We start from the raw sequence: 25,605 nt of genomic DNA on the forward strand, positions 1-25,605 counted from the left end.
GAAGCACCGTGAGGTGTGGAGGTGACCGGTACTAATAGGCCGAGGGCTTGTCCTCAGTTGCTCGCGTCCACTGTGTTGGTTCTGAAACCACGAACAATCAGACCGTGTTGGTCACCGGTTGGTTGTCTGTTTCATAGTGTTTCGGTGGTCATAGCGTAGGGGAAACGCCCGGTTACATTTCGAACCCGGAAGCTAAGCCTTACAGCGCCGATGGTACTGCAGGGGGGACCCTGTGGGAGAGTAGGACGCCGCCGAACAATCATTGAAAGGGCTGGTCCAGGAACTTCGGTTTCTGGACCAGCCCTTTTTTGCTTTCCGTCACTTCGAGTTCACGTTGCGCCCCGACCATCCCACATATGGGTACTGCAGCAATGCTCAGGGCCGCCGGCGTGGGCGTCGGCGACGAAGTCGTCGTACCTGCCTTCGGGAACGTGGAAGTCGCCGAGGCCGTGGCCCAGGTGGGCGCGTTGCCGGTCTTCGCCGACATAGATCCCGCGACGTACTGTCTGGACGCCTCTGTGGTGGAGGCCGCACTGACGCCTCGGACCGCCGCGGTCGTCGTCGTGCACCGGTTCGGGCGGCCGGCGGACATGGGCTCTCTGCACCGGATCGGGCAGCGGCACGGGCTGCTCGTGCTGGAGCGGGGCGAGTCCGAGGTGCCGTACGAGGAGATAGCGCGGCGTAGGCAGCGGGCGGCCTACCTGGACGGGAAGTTGAGGGGCGTTCGGACCCCCGACGGGGGTGACGGACACACCTATCAGCAGTATGTGGTGCGAGTGCCGGGGAACGGACGGCCGGATCGTGACGCGTTCGCCCGCGCCGTGCGGGGGAGGGGAGTCGAGTGCCGGGTGCCGGTGAAGACGCCCGTGCACCGGATGCCCGGATTCCGGCGGTGTGTGTCCCTGCCGGAGACGGAGCGGGCCGTCGACGAGACCCTTGCGCTGCCGGTTGAAGCGGCGTTGACCAAGCGGGACATGCAGCGGATCGTGTCCGCCTGCAATGCGCTCGGTGGGCTGCTGCAACCCGCGTACTGAGAGATAGTCCGCAGTTGGGAGCACTCGCTTGTTCGGGGTATGATCTATTCCGTTGCCGCGGGGGAAACCTCGAAAAGCGACAGGCCCCTATAGCTCAGTCGGTAGAGCGTCTCCATGGTAAGGAGAAGGTCAACGGTTCGATTCCGTTTGGGGGCTCCAGCACAAAGGCCCCGCCCGAATGGGCGGGGCCTTTCGCATGTCCGGGGCCGGACGGCCGGGCCAAGTCCCGGGGCCCGCAGGCTAGTCCGCCTGGGGCTCCGGGACCCGCATCGCGAGAATCGCCATGTCGTCGGACGGGGCGTCGGACGCGAAGCGCTCCACCGCGCGCATGATGCGGGCTGCCACCGCGCCGGCCGTCAGGCCCGTGCAGGTCGTCAGGACGTCGGCGAGGCCGTCGTCGCCCAGCATGCGGGTGCCCTCCCGGCGTTCCGTGACGCCGTCCGTGACACAGAGCAGGACGTCGCCCGGGTCGAGGGTGACCGTCTGCTCGTACAGCTCCAGGTCCTCGATGACGCCGAGGAGGGGCTGCGGTTCGGCGGCCGGCTCCACGGTGCCGTTTTGGCGCAGGCGGAGCGGGAGCGGGTGGCCGGCGCAGACCACCTTCAGCTCCGCGCTGCCGTCCTCCTGCGGGCGCATCTCGCCGTACAGCAGCGTGAGGAAGCGGCTGCGGGCGCCCTCGTCGAGGATGGCGGAGTTGAGGCGCTCCAGGACCGCCGGGCCGCTCAGGCCCTCGCGGGCGAGCAGGCGCAGGGCGTGCCGGGCGAGGCCCGTGACCGCGGCCGCGTTGGGGCCCGTACCGCAGACGTCGCCGATGGCGAAGCCGTACGCGTCGTCGCTGATGGGGAAGAGGTCGTAGAAGTCGCCGCCGACCTCGTTGCCCTCGCCGGCCGCGCGGTAGATGACCTCGACCTCGACGCCGTCGATGACGGGCAGCTCCGGGGGCAGGAGGCTGCGCTGGAGGGACTGGCTGATGGCCGTGCGCTCCGAGTACAGCCGGGCGTTGTCCAGGGCCAGGGCGGCCCGGCGGGAAAGGTCCTCGGCGAGTTCGAGGATCTCCTGGCGGAAGTGGTCGTCGGTGGGTTTGCCGAGGGTGAGCATGCCGATGACGCGGTTGCGGGCGACCAGCGGCAGGACGACGGTCTCGCCGCCGACCGCGGAGGCCGTGGCGAGGGTCGGGCCGATGCCGGTGTTCATCGGCTGGGAGGCGCCGCCGCTGAGGCCGAGGTCGCGCATGGAGGAGCGCAGTGCCGCCTGGTGGGCCATCTCGGCGGGGGCCGTCCACACCCGGGCGCCCGGCGTGGGGACCGGGTCGGGCGGAGCGATCTTCGACAGCAGGGACTTGATGCCGTCGATGAGCTCCTCGTCCTCGTGCAGGACGTAGGAGAGGTACGGGTCCGAGGCCTGGTCGGCGATCGTGTAGACGGCGCACCAGGTGGCCAGCGTGGGGACCGTCATCTGGGCCATCAGGGCCAGCGTCTGGTCGCGGTCCAGGGTGCCGGCGAGGAGGTCGGAGGCCTCGACGAGGAAGCTGAGCGAGCCGCGGCGCAGCCGCTCCAGCTCGCCGAGGCGCGCCGACTCCACGGCCAGCGCGATGCGGTCGGCCGCGAACTGGAGGCGCAGCGCCTCCTCGTTGGAGTACCGGCCGGGGGCCTCGGCGGCGACGCCCAGGGAGCCGGTCAGGCGCCCTTCGACCTTGAGGGGCACGGTGACGACCGAGCGCATGCCCGTGCCGTTGAGCAGCGGGACCGCGCCGGGGACGGACTCGAGGTCGTCGTGGACGGCGGGCATGCGCGCCGAGCCGTAGCGGCCGGGTCCGGCCTCGACGGGGACGCGGGCGAAACGCTGGCGGGCGGAGGGCAGGCCGGTGGAGGCGCGGACCTCCAACTCCGTCTCGTCGTCGGTCGCCAGGAGCAGGAAGGCGGCGTCGGCGTCGAGCATGTCGCGGGCGCGTTCGACCGTGCGCTGGAGGAGCCCGTCGAGGTCGTCCGGGGCGGGGGAGCCGATGAACACCTCGAAGGGGTCCGCGCTCTGGCCCTCCGAGGACGGGGAGTCGGCGGCCGGCCCGCGCAACGGGGTCTGCAGCACCGCGCGTTCGTGGTCGCGGACGAGGAGGCAGACCGTGGAGGGCTCGCCGTCGGCGTCGCGGACGCGCAGGTGGGAGGCGTAGACCGGGGTGACCCGGCCGTTGGCACCCCGCATGCCGTAGCTGCCCTCCCAGCGGGAGAGCCGGAGTGCCTCGGCGATACCGGTACTGGTGCCGGGGGTGTGCGGCCAGGCGGCCAGGTCGGTCAGGGGCTTGCCCGTGACCTGGTCGGCGGCGTAGCCGAAGAGCTCCTCCGCGTCCTCGTTCCACGACGTGACCGCGCCGGTGCGGTCGATCTGGACGACGGCGACGCGGACCCGGCCGTCGGCGAGCGGCAGCAGGGCGGCCGGAAGGGACGGGCCGGCCGCGCGGGTGCCGACCTGGCGCTCGGGCAGATGGAGGTGGAACCAGACGTTCTTCAGTGTGGGCGTGTACTCCACGCCCCAGCGGTCGGCCAGGGCCGCGCACAGCTGGAGGCCGCGTCCGCCCTCGCGGTCGGGGCTGCCCATGTCGGCGGGGGAGCCCTGGAGGGGGACCTCGCGTTCCGGGTAGTGGTCGGCGACCTCGATGCGTACGCCGTCGTCGCTGCGCAGGCACAGGACGTCGGCGGTGGTGCCGGCGTGGACCACGGCATTGGTCACCAGTTCGCTGGTGAGCACCACGGCGTCGTCGACGATGTCGGCATGGCCCCAGCCCTGGAGCGTGTCGCGGACGAAGGACCGGGCGCTCGCCACGGACCGTCCGACGGGCTCGAAGCTGGCGGCCGCGCGCGCGGTGATCACAGAACTCCTCGACCCTCTCTGCCCGTGCACGGCCGCATGGCCGACCGGCTCGTGCCGCTGCTGCGGCAGTCCACCCGTCGGCCCGGAATCCGGGGGCTGCTCCCCCGGGATCAGTCCGGTGGTCATTCCGGCCGCCCCTCCGATGCCCGCTCGTCTCCGTGCCACCGCCCAGACCGGACGGACCGGTTTGGCTGGACAGCCGTATGCAAGGTTACTTACCTTCGCCGTCCATCCGGAGGCCGGTCTGCAGTGTTTCCGCCCAGAGGGTGTGCGGACGATGTGCGAAGCTGCCGAACTGTTATGGCCTGGTTCGGCCGGGGTGAAACACTGGGCAAGCTGCTTGTGAAGGTCCGGGCAGGTGAATGCGCGCCGAGCCGGATGGGCAGCAGCCCTGGAAGCGGTCCGGCGCGCCGGGTCGGACCGCCGGGCAGTACGGGAAACAAGCGGCAGAAACCGGTCCGCCGAGTGTGGGCGGCCGGGCACAGCGGTATCGGTCGACCCCTGCGGGAGGGACACAGTGGAGTCTGGCGCAGCGACGCGGGCCACGAAGACGCGCGCGAAAGGCGGACAGTCCCTGAGTAACCAGGGCACATCGCGGGGTGGCGGCGCGCGGAGCGGCAGTACGACGGTGGACACGGCCGCGCTGAACCGGCTGCTCGCGGCGCTGGTGTCCATGCGCGAGGGGAATTTCCGCCGGCGGCTCACGGTGTCCGGCGACGGCGTGATGGCGGAGATCGCGGCGGTCTTCAACGAGGTGGCCGACCGCAATCTGCACCTCACGGGTGAGCTGGCGCGGGTGCGGCGCGTGGTCGGACGTGAGGGAAAACTCACGGAACGGCTGGAGACCGGGGCCTGCGAGGGGTCCTGGGCGGCCGCGATCGACCACTCGAACGCGCTGGTGGACGATCTCGTACGGCCTGTTTCCGAGGTCAGCCGGGTGCTGTCGGCGGTGGCGGACGGTGATCTGTCGCCGCGCATGGAGCTGCGCACGCAGAACGACGAGGGCACCGGGCAGCCGCTGCGCGGTGAGTTCCTGAAGGTCGGCCGGACCGTGAACAACCTGGTCGACCAGTTGTCGACGTTCACGGACGAGGTCACGCGGGTGGCCAGCGAGGTCGGCACCGAGGGCAAGCTGGGCGGTCAGGCCCGGGTACGCGGAATGTCCGGTTCGTGGAAGGACCTGACGGACTCCGTCAACACCATGGCGTACCGGCTCACCGCCCAGGTGCGGGACATCGCGCTGGTCACGACGGCGGTGGCCAAGGGCGACCTCTCCCGGAAGGTCACGGTGCACGTGGCCGGGGAGATGCTGGAGCTGAAGAACACCGTCAACACGATGGTGGACCAGCTCTCCGCGTTCTCGTCCGAGGTGACCCGCGTCGCCCGCGAGGTGGGCACCGAGGGCGCTCTGGGCGGGCAGGCGCAGGTGCCGGGCGTGGCCGGGGTGTGGAAGGAGCTGACCGACTCCGTCAACACCATGGCCGGGAACCTGACGGCCCAGGTGCGGGAGATCTCCCACGTGACGACGGCGGTGGCCAACGGCGACCTGTCGAAGAAGGTGACGGTCCCGGCCCGCGGCGAGGTCGCGCAGCTCGCCGAGACGATCAACCAGATGACCGAGACGCTGCGGATCTTCGCGGACGAGGTCACCCGCGTGGCCAACGAGACCGGCGGCGAGGGGCAGCTCGGCGGCCAGGCGAACGTGCCGGGCGCGGCCGGTATCTGGAAGGACCTGACGGACTCCGTCAACACCGTCTTCCGGAACCTGACCACCCAGGTGCGGGACATCGCCGCGGTGACGACCGCCGTGGCCAGCGGCGACCTGTCGCAGAAGGTCACGGTGGACGTGGCCGGGGAGATGCTGGAGCTGAAGAACACCGTCAACACGATGGTGGACCAGCTCTCCTCCTTCGGTGCCGAGGTCACGCGGGTGGCCCGTGAGGTCGGTGTCGAGGGCGAGCTGGGCGGCCAGGCGCAGGTGCCGGGGGCGGCGGGGACGTGGAAGGACCTGACGGACTCCGTCAACACCGCCTTCCGCAACCTCACCGGTCAGGTGAGGAACATCGCCCAGGTGACGACGGCGGTGGCCAACGGCGACCTGTCGCAGAAGGTCACCGTGGACGTCTCCGGGGAGATGCTCCAGCTGAAGAACACCGTGAACACCATGGTGGACCAGCTCTCCAGCTTCGCCGACCAGGTCACGCGGATGGCCCGGGACGTGGGCACGGAGGGCCGCCTCGGCGGCCAGGCCCGGGTCGACGGTGTCTCGGGGACCTGGAAGGAGCTGACGGACTCCGTCAACTCCATGGCCGGCAATCTCACCTCACAGGTGCGCAACATCGCGCAGGTGACGACGGCGGTGGCGCGCGGCGACCTGTCCCAGAAGATCGACGTCGACGCGCGCGGCGAGATCCTGGAGCTGAAGAACACCATCAACACGATGGTGGACCAGCTCTCCAGCTTCGCCGAGCAGGTCACCCGGGTCGCCCGTGAGGTGGGTACGGAGGGTCGCCTCGGCGGTCAGGCGCAGGTGCCCGGCGTCGCCGGGGTGTGGCGTGACCTGACCGACTCGGTGAACGGCATGGCCGGCAATCTCACCGCGCAGGTGCGCAACATCGCGCAGGTCGCGACGGCGGTGGCGCGCGGTGACCTGTCCCAGAAGATCACCGTGGACGCGCGTGGGGAGATCCTGGAGCTGAAGAACACCCTGAACACGATGGTGGACCAGCTGTCGTCGTTCGCCCAGGAGGTCACGCGCGTCGCGCGCGAGGTGGGCACCGAGGGCATCCTCGGCGGCCAGGCCGAGGTGCAGGGCGTCTCCGGCACCTGGAAGGATCTCACGCAGTCCGTGAACGGCATGGCCAACAACCTGACCATGCAGGTCCGCAACATCGCCGAGGTCACGACGGCCGTCGCCAAGGGCGACCTGTCGAAGAAGATCACCGTCGACGCCAAGGGCGAGATCCTCGAACTGGTCACCACCGTCAACACGATGGTGGACCAGCTGTCGTCCTTCGCCGAGCAGGTCACGCGGGTGGCTCGTGAGGTGGGCACGGAGGGCATCCTCGGCGGTCAGGCGAGCGTGCCCGGTGTGGTGGGCATCTGGAAGGACCTCAACGACAACGTCAACCTGATGGCCAAGAACCTGACCGTTCAGGTGCGGAACATCTCCCAGGTGGCCGCGGCCGTCGCCAACGGTGACCTGACGCGGACGGTGACGATTGAGGCCCGAGGCGAGGTCGCGCAGCTCGCCGACACCTTCAACACCATGGTGCGGACGCTGCGGTCCTTCGCCGACCAGGTGACCAAGGTGGCCCGCGAGGTGGGCACCGACGGCATCCTCGGCGGCCAGGCGCAGGTTCCCGGGGTGGCCGGCACCTGGAAGGACCTCACCGAGTCGGTGAACCAGATGGCGTCCAACCTGACCGGTCAGGTGCGCAACATCGCCATGGTCACCACGGCCATCGCCAAGGGCGACCTGACCAAGAAGATCGACATCGACGCGCGCGGCGAGATCCTGGAGCTGAAGACGACCATCAACACGATGGTCGACCAGCTGTCGTCCTTCGCCGAGGAGGTCACCCGCGTGGCCCGCGAGGTGGGCACCGAGGGCCAGCTCGGCGGGCAGGCACGCGTGCGTGACGTCGACGGCACCTGGCGGGACCTGACCGAGTCCGTGAACGAGATGGCCGGGAACCTCACCCGGCAGGTGCGTGCCATCGCGCGCGTGGCGACCGCGGTGACGCGCGGTGACCTGAACCTGAAGATCGACGTGGACGCCTCGGGTGAGATCTCCGAGCTGCAGGACTACATCAACAAGATGATCGCCAACCTGCGCGACACCACGATCGCCAACAAGGAGCAGGACTGGCTCAAGGGCAACCTGGCCCGGATCTCCGCGCTGATGCAGGGGCGCCGGGACCTCCAGGACGTGGCCTCGCTGATCATGAGCGAGCTGACCCCCGTCGTCTCCGCCCAGCACGGGGCGTTCTTCCTCGCGATGCCCCTGGTCGACGGCCAGGAGCAGGCGGGTGCCGAGGGCGACGCGTACGAGCTGCGCATGCTCGGGTCGTACGGCTACTCGATGGGCTCCATGCCCACCTCGTTCCGGCCGGGGGAGGCGCTGGTCGGCACGGCCGCCGAGGAGAAGCGCACGATCCTGGTGGAGAACGCGCCGAGCGGCTACCTGAAGATCTCCTCCGGGCTCGGGGAGGCCCCGCCCGCGCAGGTGATCGTCCTGCCGGTGCTGTTCGAGGGGCAGGTGCTCGGCGTCATCGAGCTGGCGTCCTTCACCCCGTTCACGCAGATCCAGAAGGACTTCCTCAACCAGATCGCCGAGATGATCGCGACGAGCGTCAACACCATCTCCGTCAACACCAAGACGGAGGTGCTGCTGAGCCAGTCGCAGGAGCTGACCGAGCAACTGCGTGAACGGTCGGAGGAGTTGGAGCAGCGGCAGAAGGCGCTCCAGTCGTCCAACGCCGAACTGGAGGAGAAGGCCGAGCTGCTGGCGCAGCAGAACCGCGACATCGAGGTGAAGAACACCGAGATCGAGGAGGCGCGGCAGGTCCTGGAGGAGCGCGCCGAGCAGCTCGCGGTCTCGATGCGCTACAAGAGCGAGTTCCTGGCCAACATGTCGCACGAGCTGCGTACGCCGCTCAACTCGCTGCTGATCCTGGCCAAGCTGCTCGCCGACAACGCCGACGCGAACCTCACCCCGAAGCAGGTCGAGTTCGCCGAGACGATCCACGGCGCAGGATCCGACCTGCTCCAGCTGATCAACGACATCCTCGACCTGTCGAAGGTGGAGGCGGGCAAGATGGACGTCTCCCCGACGCGCATCGCGCTCGTCCAGCTCGTCGACTACGTGGAGGCCACCTTCCGGCCGCTGACCGCGGAGAAGGGCCTGGACCTGTCGGTGCGGGTGTCGCCCGAGCTGCCCGCCACGCTGCACACCGACGAGCAGCGGCTGCTCCAGGTGCTGCGCAACCTGCTGTCCAACGCCGTGAAGTTCACCGACTCGGGCGCCGTCGAGCTGGTCATCCGGCCGGCCCGGGACGATATTCCGCAGGGCATCCGGGAGCAGTTGCTGGAAGCCGGTTCGATGTCCGACCCGGAGGCGGAGCTGATCGCGTTCTCCGTGAGCGACACCGGCATCGGGATCGCGGCGAGCAAGATGCGGGTGATCTTCGAGGCGTTCAAGCAGGCCGACGGCACCACCAGCCGCAAGTACGGCGGTACGGGCCTCGGGTTGTCGATCTCGAGGGAGATCGCGCAGCTGCTCGGCGGTGAGATCCACGCGCAGAGCGAGCCGGGCCGCGGGTCGACGTTCACGCTCTACCTGCCGCTGCACCCGAGCGAGCTGCCCCCGCACGGCTACCAGCAGCCGCTGCCCTCCGTGGAGGCCGGTGAGCTGCCGGCGTCCTCGGGCGGTGCGGGCGAGCTGTCGGGCGCGGAGTTCGAAGCCCCGGCCGAGGTGAGGTCGTACCAGGACTCGCAGAACGGTGCGGCGGCGCTGTTCCGGCGCCGGCACAAGGCGGCCGCGAAGACCGAGGACCGGCCCGAGCCGCGGGAGCGGCAGCAGGGAGCCGGGCAGGAGCCGGCACCGCAGGCGAGCCGGGGCATCCGGTTCGGCGGGCAGAAGGTGCTGATCGTCGACGACGACATCCGCAACGTCTTCGCCCTCACCAGCGTCCTGGAGCAGCACGGCCTGTCCGTGCTGTATGCCGAGAACGGGCGCGAGGGCATCGAGGTCCTTGAGCAGCACGAGGACGTGGCGGTCGTCCTGATGGACATCATGATGCCGGAGATGGACGGGTACGCGACGACCACGGCGATCCGCCGGATGCCCCAGTTCGCCGGTCTGCCGATCATCGCGCTGACCGCGAAGGCGATGAAGGGCGACCGGGAGAAGGCGATCGAGTCCGGCGCGTCCGACTACGTGACGAAGCCGGTCGACCCCGACCACCTGCTGACGGTGATGCGGCAGTGGATGCGCGAGGAGTGAGCGCGGGAAGCGGCCGGTACGTCGGGACCCGGGCCCGTAGTAGGTTCGGGCACGGTGTCCTCGTACGTACGGGCACCTTCCGTGCGGTCCGCTCGGGCGGTGTGCGAACGTGGGGTGTGTGTACGGCGGGAACCTTCGGAGTTCACGCGGAGTCGCTGACTCAGCGTGCCCGAAGCCGTGTAGGAGTACGGGATTCGGGGAACCTTCTGGTCCCCCGCCGCGTTTCTGCTACGAGCACAGTGACATCACGGTGACAGGGTGTGGCGACAGGCGGGGTGCGGCTACGATGACCGGCACAAGGACGGACGGCGCAAGGGAGCCGTCCCCCGGGGCGGCACCCGCCGGTGCCGTGCCAAGTCCTGTGGACAGGGGAGGCCCCACGCCGGGGCGAGGAGGGCGGGCCATGGTGCAGAAGGCCAAGATCCTCCTGGTCGATGACCGGCCGGAGAATCTGCTGGCGCTGGAGGCGATCCTCTCGGCGCTCGATCAGACGCTGGTGCGGGCATCGTCCGGGGAGGAAGCGCTCAAAGCACTGCTCACGGACGACTTCGCGGTCATTCTGCTGGACGTCCAGATGCCGGGCATGGACGGTTTCGAGACCGCCGCGCACATCAAGCGACGGGAGCGGACCCGGGACATCCCGATCATCTTCCTCACCGCGATCAACCACGGCCCGCACCACACCTTCCGCGGGTACGCGGCGGGCGCGGTGGACTACATCTCCAAGCCGTTCGACCCCTGGGTGCTGCGCGCCAAGGTCTCGGTCTTCGTCGAGCTGTACATGAAGAACTGCCAGCTGCGCGAGCAGGCGGCGCTGCTGCGGCTCCAGTTGGAGGGCAACGGCAAGGCCGAGGCCGGCGAGGCCAAGGAGCCGGCGGGACTGCTCGCCGAGCTGTCGGCGCGGCTGGCGGCCGTGGAGGAGCAGGCGGAGGCGCTGTCCAAGCAGCTCGGCGACGAGTCGACGGACGCGGCGGCGGTGGCGACGGCCGCCCACCTGGAGCGCAAGCTCACCGGGCTGCGGCGGGCGCTGGACGCCCTGGAGCCGGGCTCGTCCGGAGGCCAGGCCGCCGTCAACTGACGCCGCGAGTGCCCCCAGTGCTGGGCGTCTCGCCGGGTCGCACCGAGTGGCCGTCCGTGATGCGGCCTGTGCGGCGGTCCGTGAGGACTTGTCAGGGGCTGTAGTGGAAGCGTCAGTTCCGCCCGTGCGCATGGGCGACACGAACGGGTGAAGCGGTAGGCACACGTGTCGACCGCCGTCTCCCCCGGTAACCTCACACCCATGGCCTCACGTCCCTCCGCAGCCAAGAAGCAGCCCGCGAAGAAGGCGGCCGCTCCCGCGAAGGGTCCCGCCAAGAAGGCCGCCGCGAAAAAGGCACCCGCGAAAAGGGCCCCCGCCAAGAAGGCCGCGGCGAAGAAGCCCGCGCCCAAACCGGCTCCGAGTCCCACCGGAGGCGTCTACCGCCTGGTGCGCGCGCTCTGGCTGGGCCTCGCGCACGGAGTGGGCGCCGTCTTCCGCGGCATAGGGCAGGGCGCCAAGAACCTCGACCCGGCCCACCGCAAGGACGGCGTCGCCCTGCTGCTGCTCGGCGTCGCGCTGATCGTCGCCGCGGGCACCTGGGCCGACCTCAAGGGCCCCGTCGGCGACCTCGTCGAGATCCTCGTGACCGGCGCCTTCGGCCGCCTCGACCTGCTGGTGCCGATCCTGCTCGGCGCCATCGCCGTACGCCTGATCCGGCACCCCGAAAGGCCCGAGGCCAACGGACGGATCGTGATCGGCCTGTCCGCGCTGGTCATCGGCGTGCTCGGCCAGGTGCACATCGCCTGCGGCTCACCGGCCCGCAGCGAGGGCATGCAGGCCATACGGGACGCCGGCGGCCTCATCGGCTGGGGCGCGGCGACCCCGCTGTCGTACACGATGACCGACGTGCTGGCCGTGCCGCTGCTCGTGCTGCTCACCGTCTTCGGGCTGCTCGTCGTCACGGCCACCCCGGTCAACGCGATCCCGCAGCGGCTGCGGCAGCTCGGGGTGCGGCTCGGCGTGGTCGACGACCCGCAGGCGGACGCGTTCCCGGACGACGACGAACGCTACGACGAGCAGTGGCGCGAGGCGCTGCCCGCCCGGCCCCGCAAGCGCGGGGCACCGGCCGCCGAGCCCTACGACCCCGACGCGGCCGAGCAGGAGGCGCTCGGCCGGCGCCGCGGCAGGCCCCGGCGGTCCGCCGTGCCCCAGCCCGAGATGAACCGTCCGATGGACGCCGTGGACGTCGCCGCGGCCGCCGCCGCCGCGCTCGACGGCGCCGTACTGCACGGGATGCCGCCCTCGCCGCTGGTCGCCGACCTCACCCAGGGCGTGAGCACGGGGGACCGCGAGTCCACGACCCCGACGCCCACGCCCGTGCCGGCCGCGCGGCCGCAGCCGGGGAAGCTCAAGAAGGACGCCGCCGAGGCGCCCGGACGGGAACCGGCGGGCGGCGCGGTCCCCGATCTCACCAAGACGCCGCTGCCCAAGGAGCGGGACCTGCCGCCGCGCGCCGAGCAGCTCCAGCTCTCCGGCGACATCACCTACGCGCTGCCCGCCCTCGACCTCCTCACGCGCGGCGGCCCCGGCAAGTCGCGCAGCGCCGCCAACGACGCCATAGTGGCCTCGCTGACCACCGTCTTCACCGAGTTCAAGGTCGACGCCGCGGTCACCGGCTTCACCCGCGGCCCGACGGTCACGCGGTACGAGGTCGAGCTGGGTCCCGCCGTGAAGGTCGAGCGGATCACCGCGCTGACCAAGAACATCGCCTACGCCGTCGCCAGCCCCGACGTGCGGATCATCAGCCCGATCCCCGGCAAGTCCGCGGTCGGCATCGAGATCCCCAATACCGACCGGGAGATGGTCAACCTCGGCGACGTGCTGCGCCTGGCCGAGTCCGCCGAGGACGACGACCCGATGCTGGTCGCCTTCGGCAAGGACGTCGAGGGCGGCTACGTCATGCACTCGCTGGCGAAGATGCCGCACATGCTGGTCGCCGGCGCCACCGGCTCCGGCAAGTCGTCCTGCATCAACTGCCTGATCACCTCGATCATGATGCGGGCGACCCCGGAGGACGTCCGGATGATCCTGGTCGACCCCAAGCGCGTCGAGCTGACCGCGTACGAGGGCATCCCGCACCTGATCACGCCGATCATCACCAACCCCAAGCGGGCCGCCGAGGCGCTCCAGTGGGTCGTGCGCGAGATGGACCTGCGCTACGACGACCTCGCCGCCTACGGCTACCGGCACATCGACGACTTCAACCGCGCGGTGCGCGAGGGCAAGGTCAAGCCGCCCGAGGGCAGCGAGCGCGAACTCCAGCCGTACCCGTACCTGCTGGTGATCGTGGACGAGCTGGCCGACCTGATGATGGTCGCGCCGCGCGACGTCGAGGACGCGATCGTGCGGATCACGCAGCTCGCGCGCGCGGCCGGCATCCACCTGGTGCTCGCCACCCAGCGGCCGTCCGTGGACGTCGTCACCGGTCTGATCAAGGCCAACGTGCCCTCGCGGCTCGCCTTCGCCACCTCCTCGCTCGCCGACTCGCGGGTCATCCTCGACCAGCCCGGCGCCGAGAAGCTGATCGGCAAGGGCGACGGTCTCTTCCTGCCGATGGGCGCGAACAAGCCGACCCGTATGCAGGGCGCGTTCGTGACCGAGGAGGAGGTCGCAGTCGTCGTCCAGCACTGCAAGGACCAGATGGCGCCGGTCTTCCGGGACGACGTCACCGTCGGGACCAAGCAGAAGAAGGAGATCGACGAGGACATCGGCGACGACCTCGACCTGCTGTGCCAGGCGGCCGAGCTGGTCGTCTCCACGCAGTTCGGGTCGACGTCGATGCTCCAGCGCAAGCTGCGTGTCGGCTTCGCCAAGGCCGGGCGGCTGATGGACCTGATGGAGTCGCGGAGCATCGTCGGGCCGAGCGAAGGCTCGAAGGCCCGTGACGTTCTTGTGAAGCCTGACGAGCTGGACGGCGTGCTCGCGCTGATCCGTGGGGAGTCTGAAGGGTAGGGCCGGGTAAGCGAAGAGTGACCCCGACGGAGGGTCACGACGGCCGGGCGGCCGATCGTGACTCACCCGTTAGGGAGCATTGAACAACCGTTTCCCCAGGCCCTACGTCAAGTTGAGGGAAGTGACAAACAGGTAGTCCACCATCGGGGTGCCGGGCCATTCCGATGGCGTAAAGGTCGTACCGCCCGGTTGCCCCACCCGTTTGCACCCCCCCTAGACTGAACGCCCAGCACAGGCGGCTAAACGCTCGAAAGGCGCCCCCGTGTCCAACGGCAACTCCCCCGAAGACGAGCGTCCGATCGAAGACGTGTCCCACGACGCCCCTGCAGACGTTCCCGAGGAAGCCCGCCCCTCGGTGGGCCGCGCCCTGCAGCAGGCCCGGATCGCCGCCGGGCTGACCGTCGACGACATCACCACCGCCACCCGGGTCCGCATCGCCATCGTGCACGCCATCGAGGCGGACGACTTCGCGCCCTGCGGCGGCGACGTCTACGCGCGCGGTCACATCCGCACCCTGGCCAAGGCCGTCGGGCTCGACCCGGCCGAACTGCTCGCGCGGTTCGACGCCGAGCACGGCGGGCGCCCGGAGCCCACCCCCGCCGCGCCCCTGTTCGAGGCGGAACGCATCCGTCCGGAGCGGCGCGGACCCAACTGGACCGCCGCCATGGTCGCCGCGATCGTCGCGGTGATCGGCTTCGTGGGCTTCACCTTCGTCAAGGGCGGCGACGACGGCGGCAACGAGGCGAGCGTCGCCGAGGGGGCCCAGCCGTCGTCCGGCGAGTCCGCCTCGTCGAGCGGCAAGCCCGACAAGCCCGCCGACCCCAAGCCGGAACCGAGCGACAGCGCCATCGCCGCCGCGCCCGCGGACAAGGTGACGGTCAAGGTCAGCGCCACCGAGGGCCGCAGCTGGATCTCCGCCCAGGACCACAACGGCCGGCTGCTCTTCGACGGACTGCTCAAGCAGGGCGACTCCAAGACCTTCCAGGACAACGAGAAGGTCAAGCTCGTCCTCGGTGACGCCGGAGCCATCCAGCTCTACGTCAACGGCAAGAAGATCGAGGACGACTTCCGGCCCGGCGCCGTCGAGCGCCTCACGTACACGAAGGGCGACCCGCAGGTCGGATAGGGGACGGGGGGAACGAGTCGGGACGGGGTTGGCCGGGATCGGCCAACCCCGTCGACATGGGCTGTCGGCGGGACGAAGTAGTCTTGAGCCCATGCCTGAAAGCCGTACCGTCGCACTCGTCACCCTTGGCTGCGCCCGTAACGAGGTGGACTCGGAGGAGCTCGCCGGCCGTCTGGAGGCGGACGGCTGGAAGCTCGTCGACGACGCCGAGGAAGCGGACGTCGCCGTCGTGAACACGTGCGGCTTCGTCGAGGCCGCCAAGAAGGACTCCGTGGACGCCCTCCTGGAGGCCAACGACCTCAAGGGCCACGGAAGAACGCAGGCCGTCGTGGCGGTGGGCTGCATGGCCGAGCGGTACGGCAAGGAGCTGGCCGACGCCCTCCCGGAGGCCGACGGCGTCCTCGGCTTCGACGACTACGCCGACATCTCCGACCGCCTGCAGACCATCCTGAACGGCGGCATCCACGCCGCCCACACCCCGCGCGACCGGCGCAAGCTGCTGCCGATCAGCCCCGCCGAGCGGCAGGAGGCCGGAGCCGCGGTCGCCCTGCCGGGACACGGCCCGACCGACCTGCCCGAAGGCGTCGCCCCCGCCTCCGGGCCGCGCGCGCCCCTGCGCCGCCGGCTGGACGGCTCCCCGGTCGCCTCCGTGAAGCTGGCCTCCGGCTGCGACCGGCGCTGCTCCTTCTGCGCCATCCCGTCCTTCCGCGGCTCCTTCATCTCGCGCCGCCCCAGCGACGTGCTGAACGAGACGCGGTGGCTGGCCGAGCAGGGCGTCAAGGAGATCATGCTGGTCTCCGAGAACAACACCTCCTACGGCAAGGACCTCGGCGACATCCGGCTCCTGGAGTCCCTGCTGCCGAACCTCGCCGACGTCGACGGCATCGAGCGGGTGCGGGTCAGCTACCTCCAGCCCGCCGAGATGCGCCCCGGTCTGATCGACGTGCTGACCTCCACCGAGAAGGTCGTGCCCTACTTCGACCTCTCCTTCCAGCACTCCGCGCCGAACGTGCTGCGCGCGATGCGCCGCTTCGGCGACACCGACCGCTTCCTGGAGCTCCTGGACACCATCCGGAGCAAGGCGCCCGAGGCGGGCGTCCGCTCCAACTTCATCGTCGGTTTCCCCGGCGAGTCCGAGGCTGACCTCGCCGAGCTGGAGCGGTTCCTGAACCACGCCCGGCTGGACGCCATCGGCGTCTTCGGGTACTCCGACGAGGAGGGCACCGAGGCGGCGACCTACGGCGACAAGCTGGACGAGGATGTCGTCGCCGAGCGGCTGGCACGTGTCTCCCGCCTGGCGGAGGAACTGGTCTCGCAGCGGGCCGACGAGCGCGTCGGCGCGACCGTGCGGGTACTCGTCGAGTCCGTGGCGTCCGCCGACGACGGGGACGGTGTCCGCGGCCGTGCGGAGCACCAGGCCCCGGAGACCGACGGCCAGGTGCTGCTCACGAGCGGCGAAGGCCTGACGGTCGGTCGTATGGTCGACGCGAAGGTGGTCGGTACGGAGGGTGTCGACCTGGTGGCCGAACCGCTGCTGGGCTCGCCCGAGTGGAGTGAGGAGGCCGGCAGATGACCGGAGTCCCGGCGTCCGCGGCGGGCGGCTCCTCCAGTGCGCGCAGGGCCGGCCCGCGCGGCGCCTCGGGCGCGGCACAGGAGCCGGGCGAGTGTACGGGCCCGGGGGGCGCCGTGGACCGGGGCACGGCGGACCGGGGCGCGGCGGAACGGGGCGCGACCGAGGGCGGTGCGGCCGGGCGCGGTGGCAAGATCGCGGCTGCGGCCGTCAACCAGGCGAGCGTCTGGAACGTCGCCAATCTGCTGACGATGCTCCGGCTGCTCCTCGTGCCGGCCTTCGTGGCGCTGATGCTCGGCAACGGCGGGTACGACCCGGCCTGGCGCTCCTTCGCCTGGGCCGCCTTCGCCGTCGCCATGATCACCGACCTCTTCGACGGGCATCTGGCACGCACCTACGACCTGGTCACCGACTTCGGGAAGATCGCCGACCCCATCGCCGACAAGGCGATCATGGGTGCGGCGCTCATCTGCCTGTCCGCGCTGGGCGACCTGCCGTGGTGGGTGACGGCCGTCATCCTCGGCCGGGAAGTCGGTGTCACCGTCCTGCGTTTCGTGGTCATCCGGTACGGCGTCATCCCCGCGAGCCGGGGCGGCAAGCTCAAGACGCTCACCCAGGGCATCGCCGTCGGCATGTATGTCCTGGCGCTGACGGGGCCCCTGGCCACCCTGAGGTTCTGGGTGATGGCCGCGGCGGTCGTCCTGACCGTGGCGACCGGACTGGACTATGTGAAGCAGGCCATTGTGCTGCGCCGCCGGGGAATCGCCGAACGCAGAGCGGCGTTGAAGGGGACGGAAGCTTGAGTTCCACGGCCGCCGACGTGCTGCGACTACTCACCGTCAGGGGCGAGACCCTCGCGGTCGCCGAGTCACTGACCGGTGGAATGGTCGCTGCCGCGCTCACGGCGGTCCCGGGAGCGTCCAAGGCATTCCGGGGCTCCGTCACCGCCTACGCGACGGAACTGAAGCAGGAGCTGCTCGGCGTCGACGGCGGGCTCCTCGCGGCGCGCGGAGCCGTGGACCCGCAGGTCGCCGCCCAGATGGCGGCAGGCGTACGCACGGCGCTGGGTGCCGACTGGGGCATCGCGACGACCGGCGTCGCCGGCCCGGACCCGCAGGACGGGCAGCCTGTGGGGACCGTCTTCGTGGCCGTGGACGGGCCCTCCGGGGCCGGGCAGGGTTGCACCGATGGCCGAAAAGTGGAGGCGCTGCGGTTGAACGGCGACCGCGCGGAAATTCGTATGGAGAGTGTACGGAGCGTACTCGCGCTTCTTCTGAGGGAGCTTGCGAGCGAACAGACCAGGAATGAGCGGGCACAGGATACGGAACGGAACGGGGGGTTTTGATGTTTGCAGCCCTGAGTGAACACGACATCGCTCCCCGCACGGCCGCGGCGCGAGGCGGTACGGTGGGGCGTGAAGGATGCGGTTACACGGTCCGAGGAGGGAGCCACCGATGATTCTGCTCCGTCGCCTGCTGGGTGACGTGCTGCGTCGGCAGCGCCAACGCCAGGGCCGTACTCTGCGCGAAGTCTCCTCGTCCGCCCGAGTGTCACTCGGCTATCTTTCCGAGGTGGAGCGGGGGCAGAAGGAGGCTTCTTCCGAGCTGCTCTCCGCCATCTGCGACGCGCTGGACGTACGGATGTCCGAGCTCATGCGGGAAGTGAGCGACGAACTCGCCCTCGCCGAGCTGGCCCGGTCCGCTGCGGCGACGCCCAGCGAGACCGTACCGGCACCGGTGCGCCCGATGCTGGGTTCCGTCTCGGTGACCGGCGTGCCACCGGAGCGGGTGACCATCAAGGCGCCCGCCGAGGCAGTGGACGTCGTCGCCGCCTGAGCGCCCGAGAACGTGTGCGTGTGAGACCCCGGCCGGGGTCGCTCCGGGAGACCGGAGGGACGAGGCCGGGGTTTTCGCATGCCCTGGCGTCCCCCTCCGCGGGGGCGTCCGCGGGAGCGTGGGCGCCGTCGGCGGGGCGGGCGCCCCGTTTGCCGGTCCGTGGGGGTGCGGTCATCGTGGAGGGAGATGGCCGGGGGGCGAACCGACGGAGGCGTGGATGTACGTCGTGAAGAGCCCGTTGTCCGACGCGGACCTCAAGACCGTCTCGGAGGCGTTGCAGGGCGCCCTCGTCGACCTGGTCGACCTGGCCCTGGTGGCAAAGCAGATCCACTGGAACGTGGTCGGCCCACGCTTCCGCTCCGTACACCTCCAGCTGGACGAACTGGTCGGCACCGCCCGCACCCACTCGGACACCGTGGCGGAACGGGCCTCGGCGCTCGGCGTCTCCCCCGACGGGCGGGCCGCGACGGTCGCCGTCGGCAGCGGCATCGACGTGACCCCCGAGGGCTGGGTGGACGACACCACCGCCGTACAGACCATCGTGGACGCGCTGGGCGCGGTGATCGGGCGGATGCGCGAGCGGATCGCGGCGAGTGGTGACCCCGACCCCGTGAGCCAGGACATCTTCATCCAGATCACGGCCGATCTCGAGAAGCAGCACTGGATGTTCCAGGCCGAAAACGGATGACGCGGGATGGCCTCGGCGCGGACGGCTCGCCGGGCGGCCGCGCTGGGCCTCGGCGTGTTGTGGTGGTGGGCCGTGCTGTGCCTGGCGCTGGAGCCCGGTGCCGGGGTGCTCGAAGGAGCGGTCGCGGTCGGCGGCTGGGGGCTGAGCGTGCTGCCGGTGCACTGTGTGCCGCGACGCCGGGCCGCGGGGGCCCTGGGCGCGGGGCGGTGGCGCCGGGCCCTGCGCGGGGCGGGGCGAGGACCGGCCCCGACTCGCCCGGACCGGCGCTGATCCCTCCGCGGAGGTGCGGGTGATGTCCTGCGGCGCCGTGTGCGGGACGACCTGTCCGGTGTCACGGGGGAGCGCTGGTGGGGACCGCCGGCATGGAGGAAGGCCTGCGTGCGGCGGTCGTGGAGGAGGGCCTGCGTGCGGCGGTCGTGGAGCAGGGCCTGCGGCGGTCGGCCAGATGGACGCTCTGCCGGCCGCCGGCTGAGCACGCCCCCCAGCTTCCTCGGCGCTCTCGTCGGCGGATTCCTCAGTGCCGTGTCCGGGCCCCCGCGACGCCGCCCGGACGCGGCGCGGGCCCGCGCTGGCAGACCGGGCACCAGTACGTGGGGCGCTCGCGGGCCCCGTCACCCTGGTCGGCCACCCGGACGGACGTGCCGCAGCGCAGGCAGGGGCGGGGGGCCCGGCCATACACGAACAGGTCCTGGCCGCGCAGGCCCGTGGTGCGGCGGACCGGGCGGTCGCGGTTGGCCTCCAGGAGTTTCTTCGCGAGCGTGGGCAGCAGCGAGGCCCGGTCGGCGGGCAGCTCGCCGACCGGCAGCCAGGGCGTGACGCCGAGCAGGTAGCACAGCTCGCTCTTGTAGACGTTGCCGATACCGGCGAGATTGCGCTGGTCCAGGAGGGCCTCACCGAGCGGACGGGCCGGGTTCGCGCACAGGTTGTCCAGCGCCCTGGCCGGGTCCCAGTCGGGGCCGAGCAGGTCGGGGCCGAGATGGCCGACCGCGCGCTGCTCGTCGGCGGTGCGCAGGATGTCCAGCACCGGGAGACGGTAGCCGACGGCCGTGCGGTCGGCGGTGCCGAGGATCACCCTGATCTGGTGCGCCGGGCCGCCGCTCCAGCGCTGTCCGGGCGCGAACACCTTCCAGGAACCGTCCATCCGCAGGTGCGAGTGGACCGTCAGGCCGCCCTCGACCCGGGTGAGCAGGTGCTTGCCGCGCGGGGTGACGTCCAGGACGGTGCGGCCGGTGAGGTCGACCGTGGCGTACCGGGGGACGCGGAAGTCGCTGCGGGTCAGCACCTTGTCCGCGAGGGCGTCGTGCAGCCGTCGCGCCGCCTGCCAGACCGTGTCTCCTTCGGGCATGGCTCAAGGGTGACAGGGTCACGCCCTGATGCGCAGACCGCGCGGGGTGGCGATGAACCCCGCTCCCTCCAGGAGGGGGCCGAAGGGGGACGTCAGGGCCGCCGTGCCGTTGACGCGCTCCACCGTGACCGTGCCGAGGGAACCGGCGCGGGCCGCCTCCGCGAGCGCCTCGGCGGCGGCTCGCAGTCGCGGGTCATCGGTGGGCAGCCGGTCGGGGTCGGAGGGCCACAGCAGGAGGGTCTTGCCGCCGCGCTCCATGTAGAGCGCCGGTTCGCCCTCGACGAGCACCACCAGGGAGCCCGCCTTGCGGCCCGGCTTGTGCGTGGCACCGTTGGGCGGCTCGGGCCAGCCGAGGGCCGCACCGTACGCGTTCGCCGGGTCGGCGGCGGCCAGCACCACCGCCCGCGGACCGGCGGCGCCGTGGCCGCGACGGCCGGGGAATCCGGCGTCGTACGGGCCGCGCGGGCCCTGGAGGCCCCCGTGCGCGCCACCTCCGCGCGGGCCGCCGGCGCCGGGTTCGGCATAGTCGCGAGGTGAGATGTAGTCGCCCCGGGAGGGTGAACGGCCCAGGCGGTCGGGGTCGGCGAAGACGTCGTCGAAGGGCGCCGGGCCTCCGGGGCCTCCCGGGCTGCCGGGGGCGAAGTCGGCGAAGGGGTCCGGGGCGTCGTCGGGTCGCCCGGGGCCGCTGGACGCGGGGTCGCCGAAGGGGTCCAGGGGATTGAGCGGGCCGAGGGTGCCGAGGGGGGAGTCGCCGGGCGCTTCGGCGGAGCGGCCGGGTGCGGGGCGGTCCGCGGAGGCGTCGCGGGTGAACTCTTCCGGTCCCGCCCGGCCGTCTCCGCGCTCGCGGGCGTTCGCCACCGCGCGCAACCGGTCCACGGCGCCCTCCATGGCGAACTGCGCCGCCCCGAGCCCCTCCACCACATAGCCGCGCCGGGCCTGGCCGCTGTCCTCGAACGCGGCCAGGATCCGGTACACCGCGGAGAAGCCGCCCTCGACGCCCTCCGCGGCGACGGCACCGCGGGTCACCACGCCGTGCCGGTCGAGGAGCGTGCGGGCCAGGGCGTGGGCCCGCACCGTGCCGTCGGCCTCGCGGGCCGGGAGCAGCGACCAGCGGCCCGCGACCGTCGGCGGGCCGGTGCGGGACGCCGGGCGGGCGGCGGCCGTCAGCGATCCGTACCGTCCGCGCGGTACCGCGCGCTTGGCACGGTGGGCCGTGGAGCCCGCGGTGCGCCCGGAGCCCAGCAGGGAGCGCAGGGGCGCCAGCGTGTCGTTCGTCAGCCGTCCGGACCAGGCCAGGTCCCACAGGGCGTCGGCCAGCTGCGGATCGGTGGCCTCCGGGTGGGTGGTGGCGCGGACCTGGTCGGCGATCTGGCGGAAGAACAGGCCGTACCCGCCCGAGAGAGTGCTCAGGACGGACTCGTGCAGGGCGGTCGTCTCCAGGGGATGCGGGGGCGGCAGGAGCAGCGGGGCCGCGTCCGCGAGGTAGAGGGAGACCCAGCCGTCCTTGCCGGGCAGTGAACCCGCTCCGGCCCAGACCACCTCACCGGCGGCCGTCAGCTCGTCCAGCATCGCCGGGTTGTAGTTCGCCACGCGGGAGGGGAGGACCAGCTTCTCCAGGGCGGAGGCGGGCACGGAGGCGCCCTGCAACTGCTCGACGGCGCGGACCAGCCCGTCGATCCCGCGCAGCGTGTGTCCCTTGCCGATGTGCTGCCACTGGGGGAGGAACTGGCCGAGTGCGGCCGGCGCCACCGGCTCCAGCTCGTGCCGGAGCGCGGCCAGGGAACGGCGGCGCAGCCTGCGCAGGACGGTCGCGTCGCACCACTCCTGGCCGATGCCGGCCGGATGGAACTCGCCCTGGACGACCCGCCCCGTCCCCGCGAGCCGTTGCAGGGCGCCCTCGGTGACCGCCACGCCCAGACCGAAGCGGGCCGCCGCGGTGACCGAGGTGAAGGGCCCGTGGGTGCGGGCGTGCCGGGCGAGGAGGTCGCCGAGCGGGTCCTTGACCGGCTCGGTGAAGGCCTCCGGCACACCGACGGGCAGCGCCGTGCCCAGCGCGTCGCGCAGCCGGCCCGCGTCCTCGATCGCCGCCCAGTGGTCGGCGCCGGCGATCCGCACCCTGATCGCGCGGCGGGCCGCGGCCAGCTCGGGCGCCCACCGCGGCTCCGCGCCCCGCTCGGCCAGCTCCGCGTCCGTCAGCGGGCCGAGCACCCGCAGCAGGTCGGCGACGCCCTCGACGTCCTTGATGCGGCGGTCCTCGGTGAGCCACTGCAGCTCGCGCTCCAGCTCGGTGAGCACCTCCGCGTCGAGCAGCTCGCGCAGCTCCGCCTGGCCGAGCAGCTCGGCCAGCAGCCGCGAGTCCAGGGACAGGGCGGCGGCCCGGCGCTCGGCGAGCGGTGAGTCGCCCTCGTACAGGAACTGGGCGACGTAGCCGAAGAGCAGCGAGCGGGCGAACGGGGACGGCTCCGGGGTGGTGACCTCGACCAGGCGGACCTTGCGGGCCTCCAGGTCGCCCATCAGCTCGACCAGTCCGGGCACGTCGAAGACGTCCTGGAGGCACTCGCGGACGGCTTCCAGGACGATCGGGAACGAGCCGTACTCGCTCGCCACCTCCAGCAGCTGCGCGGCGCGCTGGCGCTGCTGCCACAGCGGGGTGCGCTTGCCCGGGCTGCGGCGCGGCAGCAGCAGCGCGCGGGCGGCGCACTCGCGGAACCGGGACGCGAACAGCGCCGAGCCGCCCACCTGGTCGGTGACGACCCGGTCGACCTCGCCCTTGTCGAAGACGACGTCTGCCGCGCCCACCGGCGCCTTCTCGGCGTCGTACTCGAGGCCCGGCTTCGCGGGGTCCTGGTCGAGGAAGTCCAGGCCCATCAGGTCGGCGTCCGGCAGCCGCAGCACGATGCCGTCGTCGGCGTGCATGACCTGGGCGTCCATGCCGTACCGCTCCGACAGGCGGGCGCCGAGGGCGAGGGCCCAGGGGGCGTGGACCTGGGCGCCGAAGGGGGAGTGGACCACCACCCGCCAGTCGCCCAGCTCGTCCCGGAAACGCTCGACGACGATGGTGCGGTCGTCGGGGACGTGGCCGCAGGCCTCGCGCTGCTCGTCGAGGTACGACAGCACGTTGTCCGCGGCCCAGGCGTCCAGGCCCGCGGTGACCAGGCGCAGCCGGGCGTCCTCCTTGGACAGGGAGCCGACCTCGCGCAGGAAGGCGCCCAGCGCGCGGCCCAGCTCCAGCGGGCGGCCCAGCTGGTCGCCCTTCCAGAACGGCAGCCTGCCCGGCACGCCCGGCGCCGGGGAGACCAGGACCCGGTCGCGCGTGATGTCCTCGATCCGCCAGGAGCTGGTGCCGAGCGTGAAGACGTCGCCCACGCGGGACTCGTACACCATCTCCTCGTCCAGTTCGCCGACCCGGCCGCCGCCCTTCTTCGGGTCGGCACCGGCCAGGAACACCCCGAAGAGCCCGCGGTCGGGGATCGTGCCCCCGGACGTCACGGCGAGCCGCTGGGCGCCCGGGCGGCCGGTGACCGTACCGGCGATCCGGTCCCACACCACGCGCGGGCGCAGCTCGGCGAAGGCGTCGGAGGGATAGCGGCCCGCGAGCATGTCCAGGACGGCGGTGAAGGCCGACTCCGGCAGTGAGGCGAAGGGCGCGGCGCGGCGGACGGTGGCGAGGAGGTCGTCGACCTGCCAGGTGTCCAGCGCGGTCATCGCCACCAGCTGCTGGGCCAGCACGTCCAGCGGGTTGGCGGGGATCCTCAGGGCCTCGATGGCGCCGCTGCGCATCCGCTCCGTGACCACGGCCGACTGCACCAGGTCGCCGCGGTACTTCGGGAAGACCACGCCCGTGGAGACCGCGCCGACCTGGTGCCCCGCGCGGCCGACGCGTTGGAGGCCGGAGGCCACGGAGGGCGGCGACTCGACCTGGATCACGAGGTCGACGGCGCCCATGTCGATGCCCAGCTCCAGGCTTGAGGTGGCCACCACCGCGGGCAGCCGGCCCGCCTTGAGGTCCTCCTCGACGAGGGCGCGCTGCTCCTTGGAGACCGAGCCGTGGTGGGCGCGGGCGATCACGGGCGGGGCGCCCTGGGCGGCGCCCGAGCCGCCCATCAGCTCGGCGGGGGAGTGGTGCTCGTCCAGGGGTTCGCCGGTGGCCCGCTCGTACGCGATCTCGTTGAGCCGGTTGCACAGGCGCTCGGCCAGCCGCCGGGAGTTGGCGAAGACGATCGTGGAGCGGTGCGACTGGACCAGGTCGGTGATCCGCTCCTCGACGTGCGGCCAGATCGACGGGCGTTCCGCGCCCTCGTTGCCGTCCGCGACCGGGGAGCCGCCCAGCTCGCCGAGGTCCTCGACCGGGACGACGACGGACAGGTCGAACTCCTTGCCCGACTCCGGCTGGACGATCTCGACCTTGCCGCGCGGGGCGAGGAAGCGGGCGACCTCGTCCACGGGGCGGACCGTCGCCGACAGACCGATACGGCGGGCAGGCTTCGGCAGCAGCTCGTCCAGCCGCTCCAGGGTGAGCGCGAGATGGGCGCCGCGCTTGGTGCCCGCGACCGCGTGCACCTCGTCCAGGATCACCGTCTCGATGCCGGTCAGCGCGTCGCGCGTGGCCGACGTCAGCATCAGGAACAGGGACTCCGGGGTGGTGATCAGGATGTCCGGCGGCCGGGTGGACAGGGCGCGGCGCTCGGCGGCCGGGGTGTCGCCGGAGCGGATGCCGACCTTGACCTCGGGCTCGGGCAGGCCGAGGCGGACGGACTCCTGCCGGATGCCGGTCAGCGGGCTGCGGAGGTTGCGCTCGACGTCGACGGCCAGGGCTTTGAGCGGGGAGACGTACAGGACGCGGCAGCGCTTCTTGGGGTCGGCGGGCGGGGGCGTCGAGGTCAGCTGGTCCAGCGCGGCGAGGAAGGCGGCCAGCGTCTTGCCCGAGCCGGTGGGGGCGACCACCAGCACGTCCGAACCCTGCGAGATGGCCTGCCACGCACCCGCCTGGGCGGAGGTGGGCGCGGAGAAGGCCCCCGTGAACCAGCCGCGGGTCGCGGGTGAGAAGCCGTCCAGGGCTCGGTGTGCGGAGCTGACCATGGATCCATCGTGCACCCGACCACTGA

The 25,605-nt window shown here is 71.7% G+C and carries 14 protein-coding genes, 1 tRNA gene and 1 rRNA gene; 13 read left to right on the forward strand and 3 right to left on the reverse strand.

Annotation, left to right across the window (positions count from 1 at the left end; genetic code table 11):
• Positions 1 to 140 precede the first annotated feature (140 nt).
• The 3 genes from rrf (at position 141) to BZZ08_RS05665 (ending at position 1,193) form a co-directional block, all read left to right on the forward strand.
• Positions 141 to 257 (forward strand): 5S ribosomal RNA (gene rrf / locus BZZ08_RS05655).
• A 114-nt stretch (positions 258 to 371) separates the two neighbouring features.
• A complete protein-coding gene (locus BZZ08_RS05660; protein ID WP_198601316.1) occupies positions 372 to 1,034 on the forward strand; it encodes a DegT/DnrJ/EryC1/StrS family aminotransferase in 663 nt (220 codons plus the stop codon).
• Between the two features lie 83 nt (positions 1,035 to 1,117).
• Positions 1,118 to 1,193: transfer RNA gene (locus tag BZZ08_RS05665), tRNA-Thr, on the forward strand.
• Positions 1,194 to 1,274: 81 nt separating this feature from the next.
• On the opposite strand, the gene BZZ08_RS05670 is transcribed toward BZZ08_RS05665, so the two are convergent.
• A complete protein-coding gene (locus BZZ08_RS05670) occupies positions 1,275 to 4,025 on the reverse strand; it encodes a SpoIIE family protein phosphatase (RefSeq protein WP_104631026.1) in 2,751 nt (916 codons plus the stop codon).
• Positions 4,026 to 4,416: 391 nt separating this feature from the next.
• Between BZZ08_RS05670 and BZZ08_RS05680 the strand changes: the two genes are divergently transcribed.
• The 10 genes from BZZ08_RS05680 (at position 4,417) to BZZ08_RS05725 (ending at position 19,425) form a co-directional block, all read left to right on the forward strand.
• Positions 4,417 to 9,906 (forward strand): HAMP domain-containing protein, encoded by a 5,490-nt coding sequence (locus tag BZZ08_RS05680; RefSeq protein ID WP_104631027.1) that lies wholly within the window; start codon positions 4,417 to 4,419, stop codon positions 9,904 to 9,906.
• A gap of 403 nt (positions 9,907 to 10,309) precedes the next feature.
• Positions 10,310 to 10,984, forward strand: coding sequence for a response regulator (locus tag BZZ08_RS05685; protein WP_104631028.1), 675 nt, complete (start codon positions 10,310 to 10,312; stop codon positions 10,982 to 10,984).
• Positions 10,985 to 11,185: 201 nt separating this feature from the next.
• On the forward strand, positions 11,186 to 13,936 hold the full coding sequence (locus BZZ08_RS05690) for a DNA translocase FtsK (RefSeq protein ID WP_198601307.1): 2,751 nt from the start codon (positions 11,186 to 11,188) through the stop codon (positions 13,934 to 13,936).
• A gap of 262 nt (positions 13,937 to 14,198) precedes the next feature.
• Entirely contained in the window at positions 14,199 to 15,062 is an 864-nt protein-coding gene (locus BZZ08_RS05695; protein ID WP_104631030.1) for a helix-turn-helix domain-containing protein, read from the forward strand.
• A gap of 91 nt (positions 15,063 to 15,153) precedes the next feature.
• The gene (rimO, locus tag BZZ08_RS05700) at positions 15,154 to 16,635 is read left to right on the forward strand and encodes a 30S ribosomal protein S12 methylthiotransferase RimO (RefSeq protein ID WP_104631031.1); all 1,482 of its coding nucleotides are present in this window, start codon (positions 15,154 to 15,156) and stop codon (positions 16,633 to 16,635) included.
• Positions 16,632 to 17,435: a CDP-diacylglycerol--glycerol-3-phosphate 3-phosphatidyltransferase gene (gene pgsA, locus BZZ08_RS05705; RefSeq protein WP_104631032.1), complete on the forward strand. Its 804-nt coding sequence runs from the start codon at positions 16,632 to 16,634 to the stop codon at positions 17,433 to 17,435. The genes rimO and pgsA overlap by 4 nt, the downstream gene beginning before the upstream one ends.
• Positions 17,432 to 17,977, forward strand: coding sequence for a CinA family protein (locus BZZ08_RS05710; RefSeq protein ID WP_104631033.1), 546 nt, complete (start codon positions 17,432 to 17,434; stop codon positions 17,975 to 17,977). Before pgsA ends, BZZ08_RS05710 begins: the two co-directional genes overlap by 4 nt.
• 109 nt (positions 17,978 to 18,086) lie before the next feature.
• Positions 18,087 to 18,467, forward strand: coding sequence for a helix-turn-helix domain-containing protein (locus BZZ08_RS05715; protein WP_003973269.1), 381 nt, complete (start codon positions 18,087 to 18,089; stop codon positions 18,465 to 18,467).
• A gap of 217 nt (positions 18,468 to 18,684) precedes the next feature.
• Positions 18,685 to 19,155: a Dps family protein gene (locus BZZ08_RS05720; RefSeq protein ID WP_104631034.1), complete on the forward strand. Its 471-nt coding sequence runs from the start codon at positions 18,685 to 18,687 to the stop codon at positions 19,153 to 19,155.
• Between the two features lie 6 nt (positions 19,156 to 19,161).
• Positions 19,162 to 19,425 (forward strand): hypothetical protein, encoded by a 264-nt coding sequence (locus tag BZZ08_RS05725; protein WP_104631035.1) that lies wholly within the window; start codon positions 19,162 to 19,164, stop codon positions 19,423 to 19,425.
• Between the two features lie 244 nt (positions 19,426 to 19,669).
• On the opposite strand, the gene BZZ08_RS05730 is transcribed toward BZZ08_RS05725, so the two are convergent.
• Positions 19,670 to 20,500 carry a DNA-formamidopyrimidine glycosylase family protein gene (locus BZZ08_RS05730; protein ID WP_104631036.1) on the reverse strand — a complete coding sequence of 277 codons (831 nt, stop codon included), beginning with the start codon at positions 20,498 to 20,500 and terminating at the stop codon, positions 19,670 to 19,672.
• An 18-nt stretch (positions 20,501 to 20,518) separates the two neighbouring features.
• Positions 20,519 to 25,579 carry an ATP-dependent helicase gene (locus tag BZZ08_RS05735; RefSeq protein WP_104631037.1) on the reverse strand — a complete coding sequence of 1,687 codons (5,061 nt, stop codon included), beginning with the start codon at positions 25,577 to 25,579 and terminating at the stop codon, positions 20,519 to 20,521.
• Between the last annotated feature and the right edge of the window lie 26 nt (positions 25,580 to 25,605).

This window comes from Streptomyces sp. MH60, from assembly GCF_002939385.1.
Taxonomy (GTDB): Bacteria; Actinomycetota; Actinomycetes; order Streptomycetales; family Streptomycetaceae; genus Streptomyces.

Bases quoted from the DNA above. Each gene is read 5' to 3' on its own strand.
- BZZ08_RS05660 (WP_198601316.1), top strand. From the start codon at position 372: ATGCTCAGGGCCGCCGGCGTGGGCGTCGGCGACGAAGTCGTCGTACCT.
- BZZ08_RS05670 (WP_104631026.1), bottom strand. From the start codon at position 4,025: ATGACCACCGGACTGATCCCGGGGGAGCAGCCCCCGGATTCCGGGCCG.
- BZZ08_RS05685 (WP_104631028.1), top strand. From the start codon at position 10,310: ATGGTGCAGAAGGCCAAGATCCTCCTGGTCGATGACCGGCCGGAGAAT.
- BZZ08_RS05690 (WP_198601307.1), top strand. From the start codon at position 11,186: ATGGCCTCACGTCCCTCCGCAGCCAAGAAGCAGCCCGCGAAGAAGGCG.
- rimO (WP_104631031.1), top strand. From the start codon at position 15,154: ATGCCTGAAAGCCGTACCGTCGCACTCGTCACCCTTGGCTGCGCCCGT.
- pgsA (WP_104631032.1), top strand. From the start codon at position 16,632: ATGACCGGAGTCCCGGCGTCCGCGGCGGGCGGCTCCTCCAGTGCGCGC.
- BZZ08_RS05715 (WP_003973269.1), top strand. From the start codon at position 18,087: ATGATTCTGCTCCGTCGCCTGCTGGGTGACGTGCTGCGTCGGCAGCGC.
- BZZ08_RS05720 (WP_104631034.1), top strand. From the start codon at position 18,685: ATGTACGTCGTGAAGAGCCCGTTGTCCGACGCGGACCTCAAGACCGTC.
- BZZ08_RS05725 (WP_104631035.1), top strand. From the start codon at position 19,162: ATGGCCTCGGCGCGGACGGCTCGCCGGGCGGCCGCGCTGGGCCTCGGC.
- BZZ08_RS05730 (WP_104631036.1), bottom strand. From the start codon at position 20,500: ATGCCCGAAGGAGACACGGTCTGGCAGGCGGCGCGACGGCTGCACGAC.
- BZZ08_RS05735 (WP_104631037.1), bottom strand. From the start codon at position 25,579: ATGGTCAGCTCCGCACACCGAGCCCTGGACGGCTTCTCACCCGCGACC.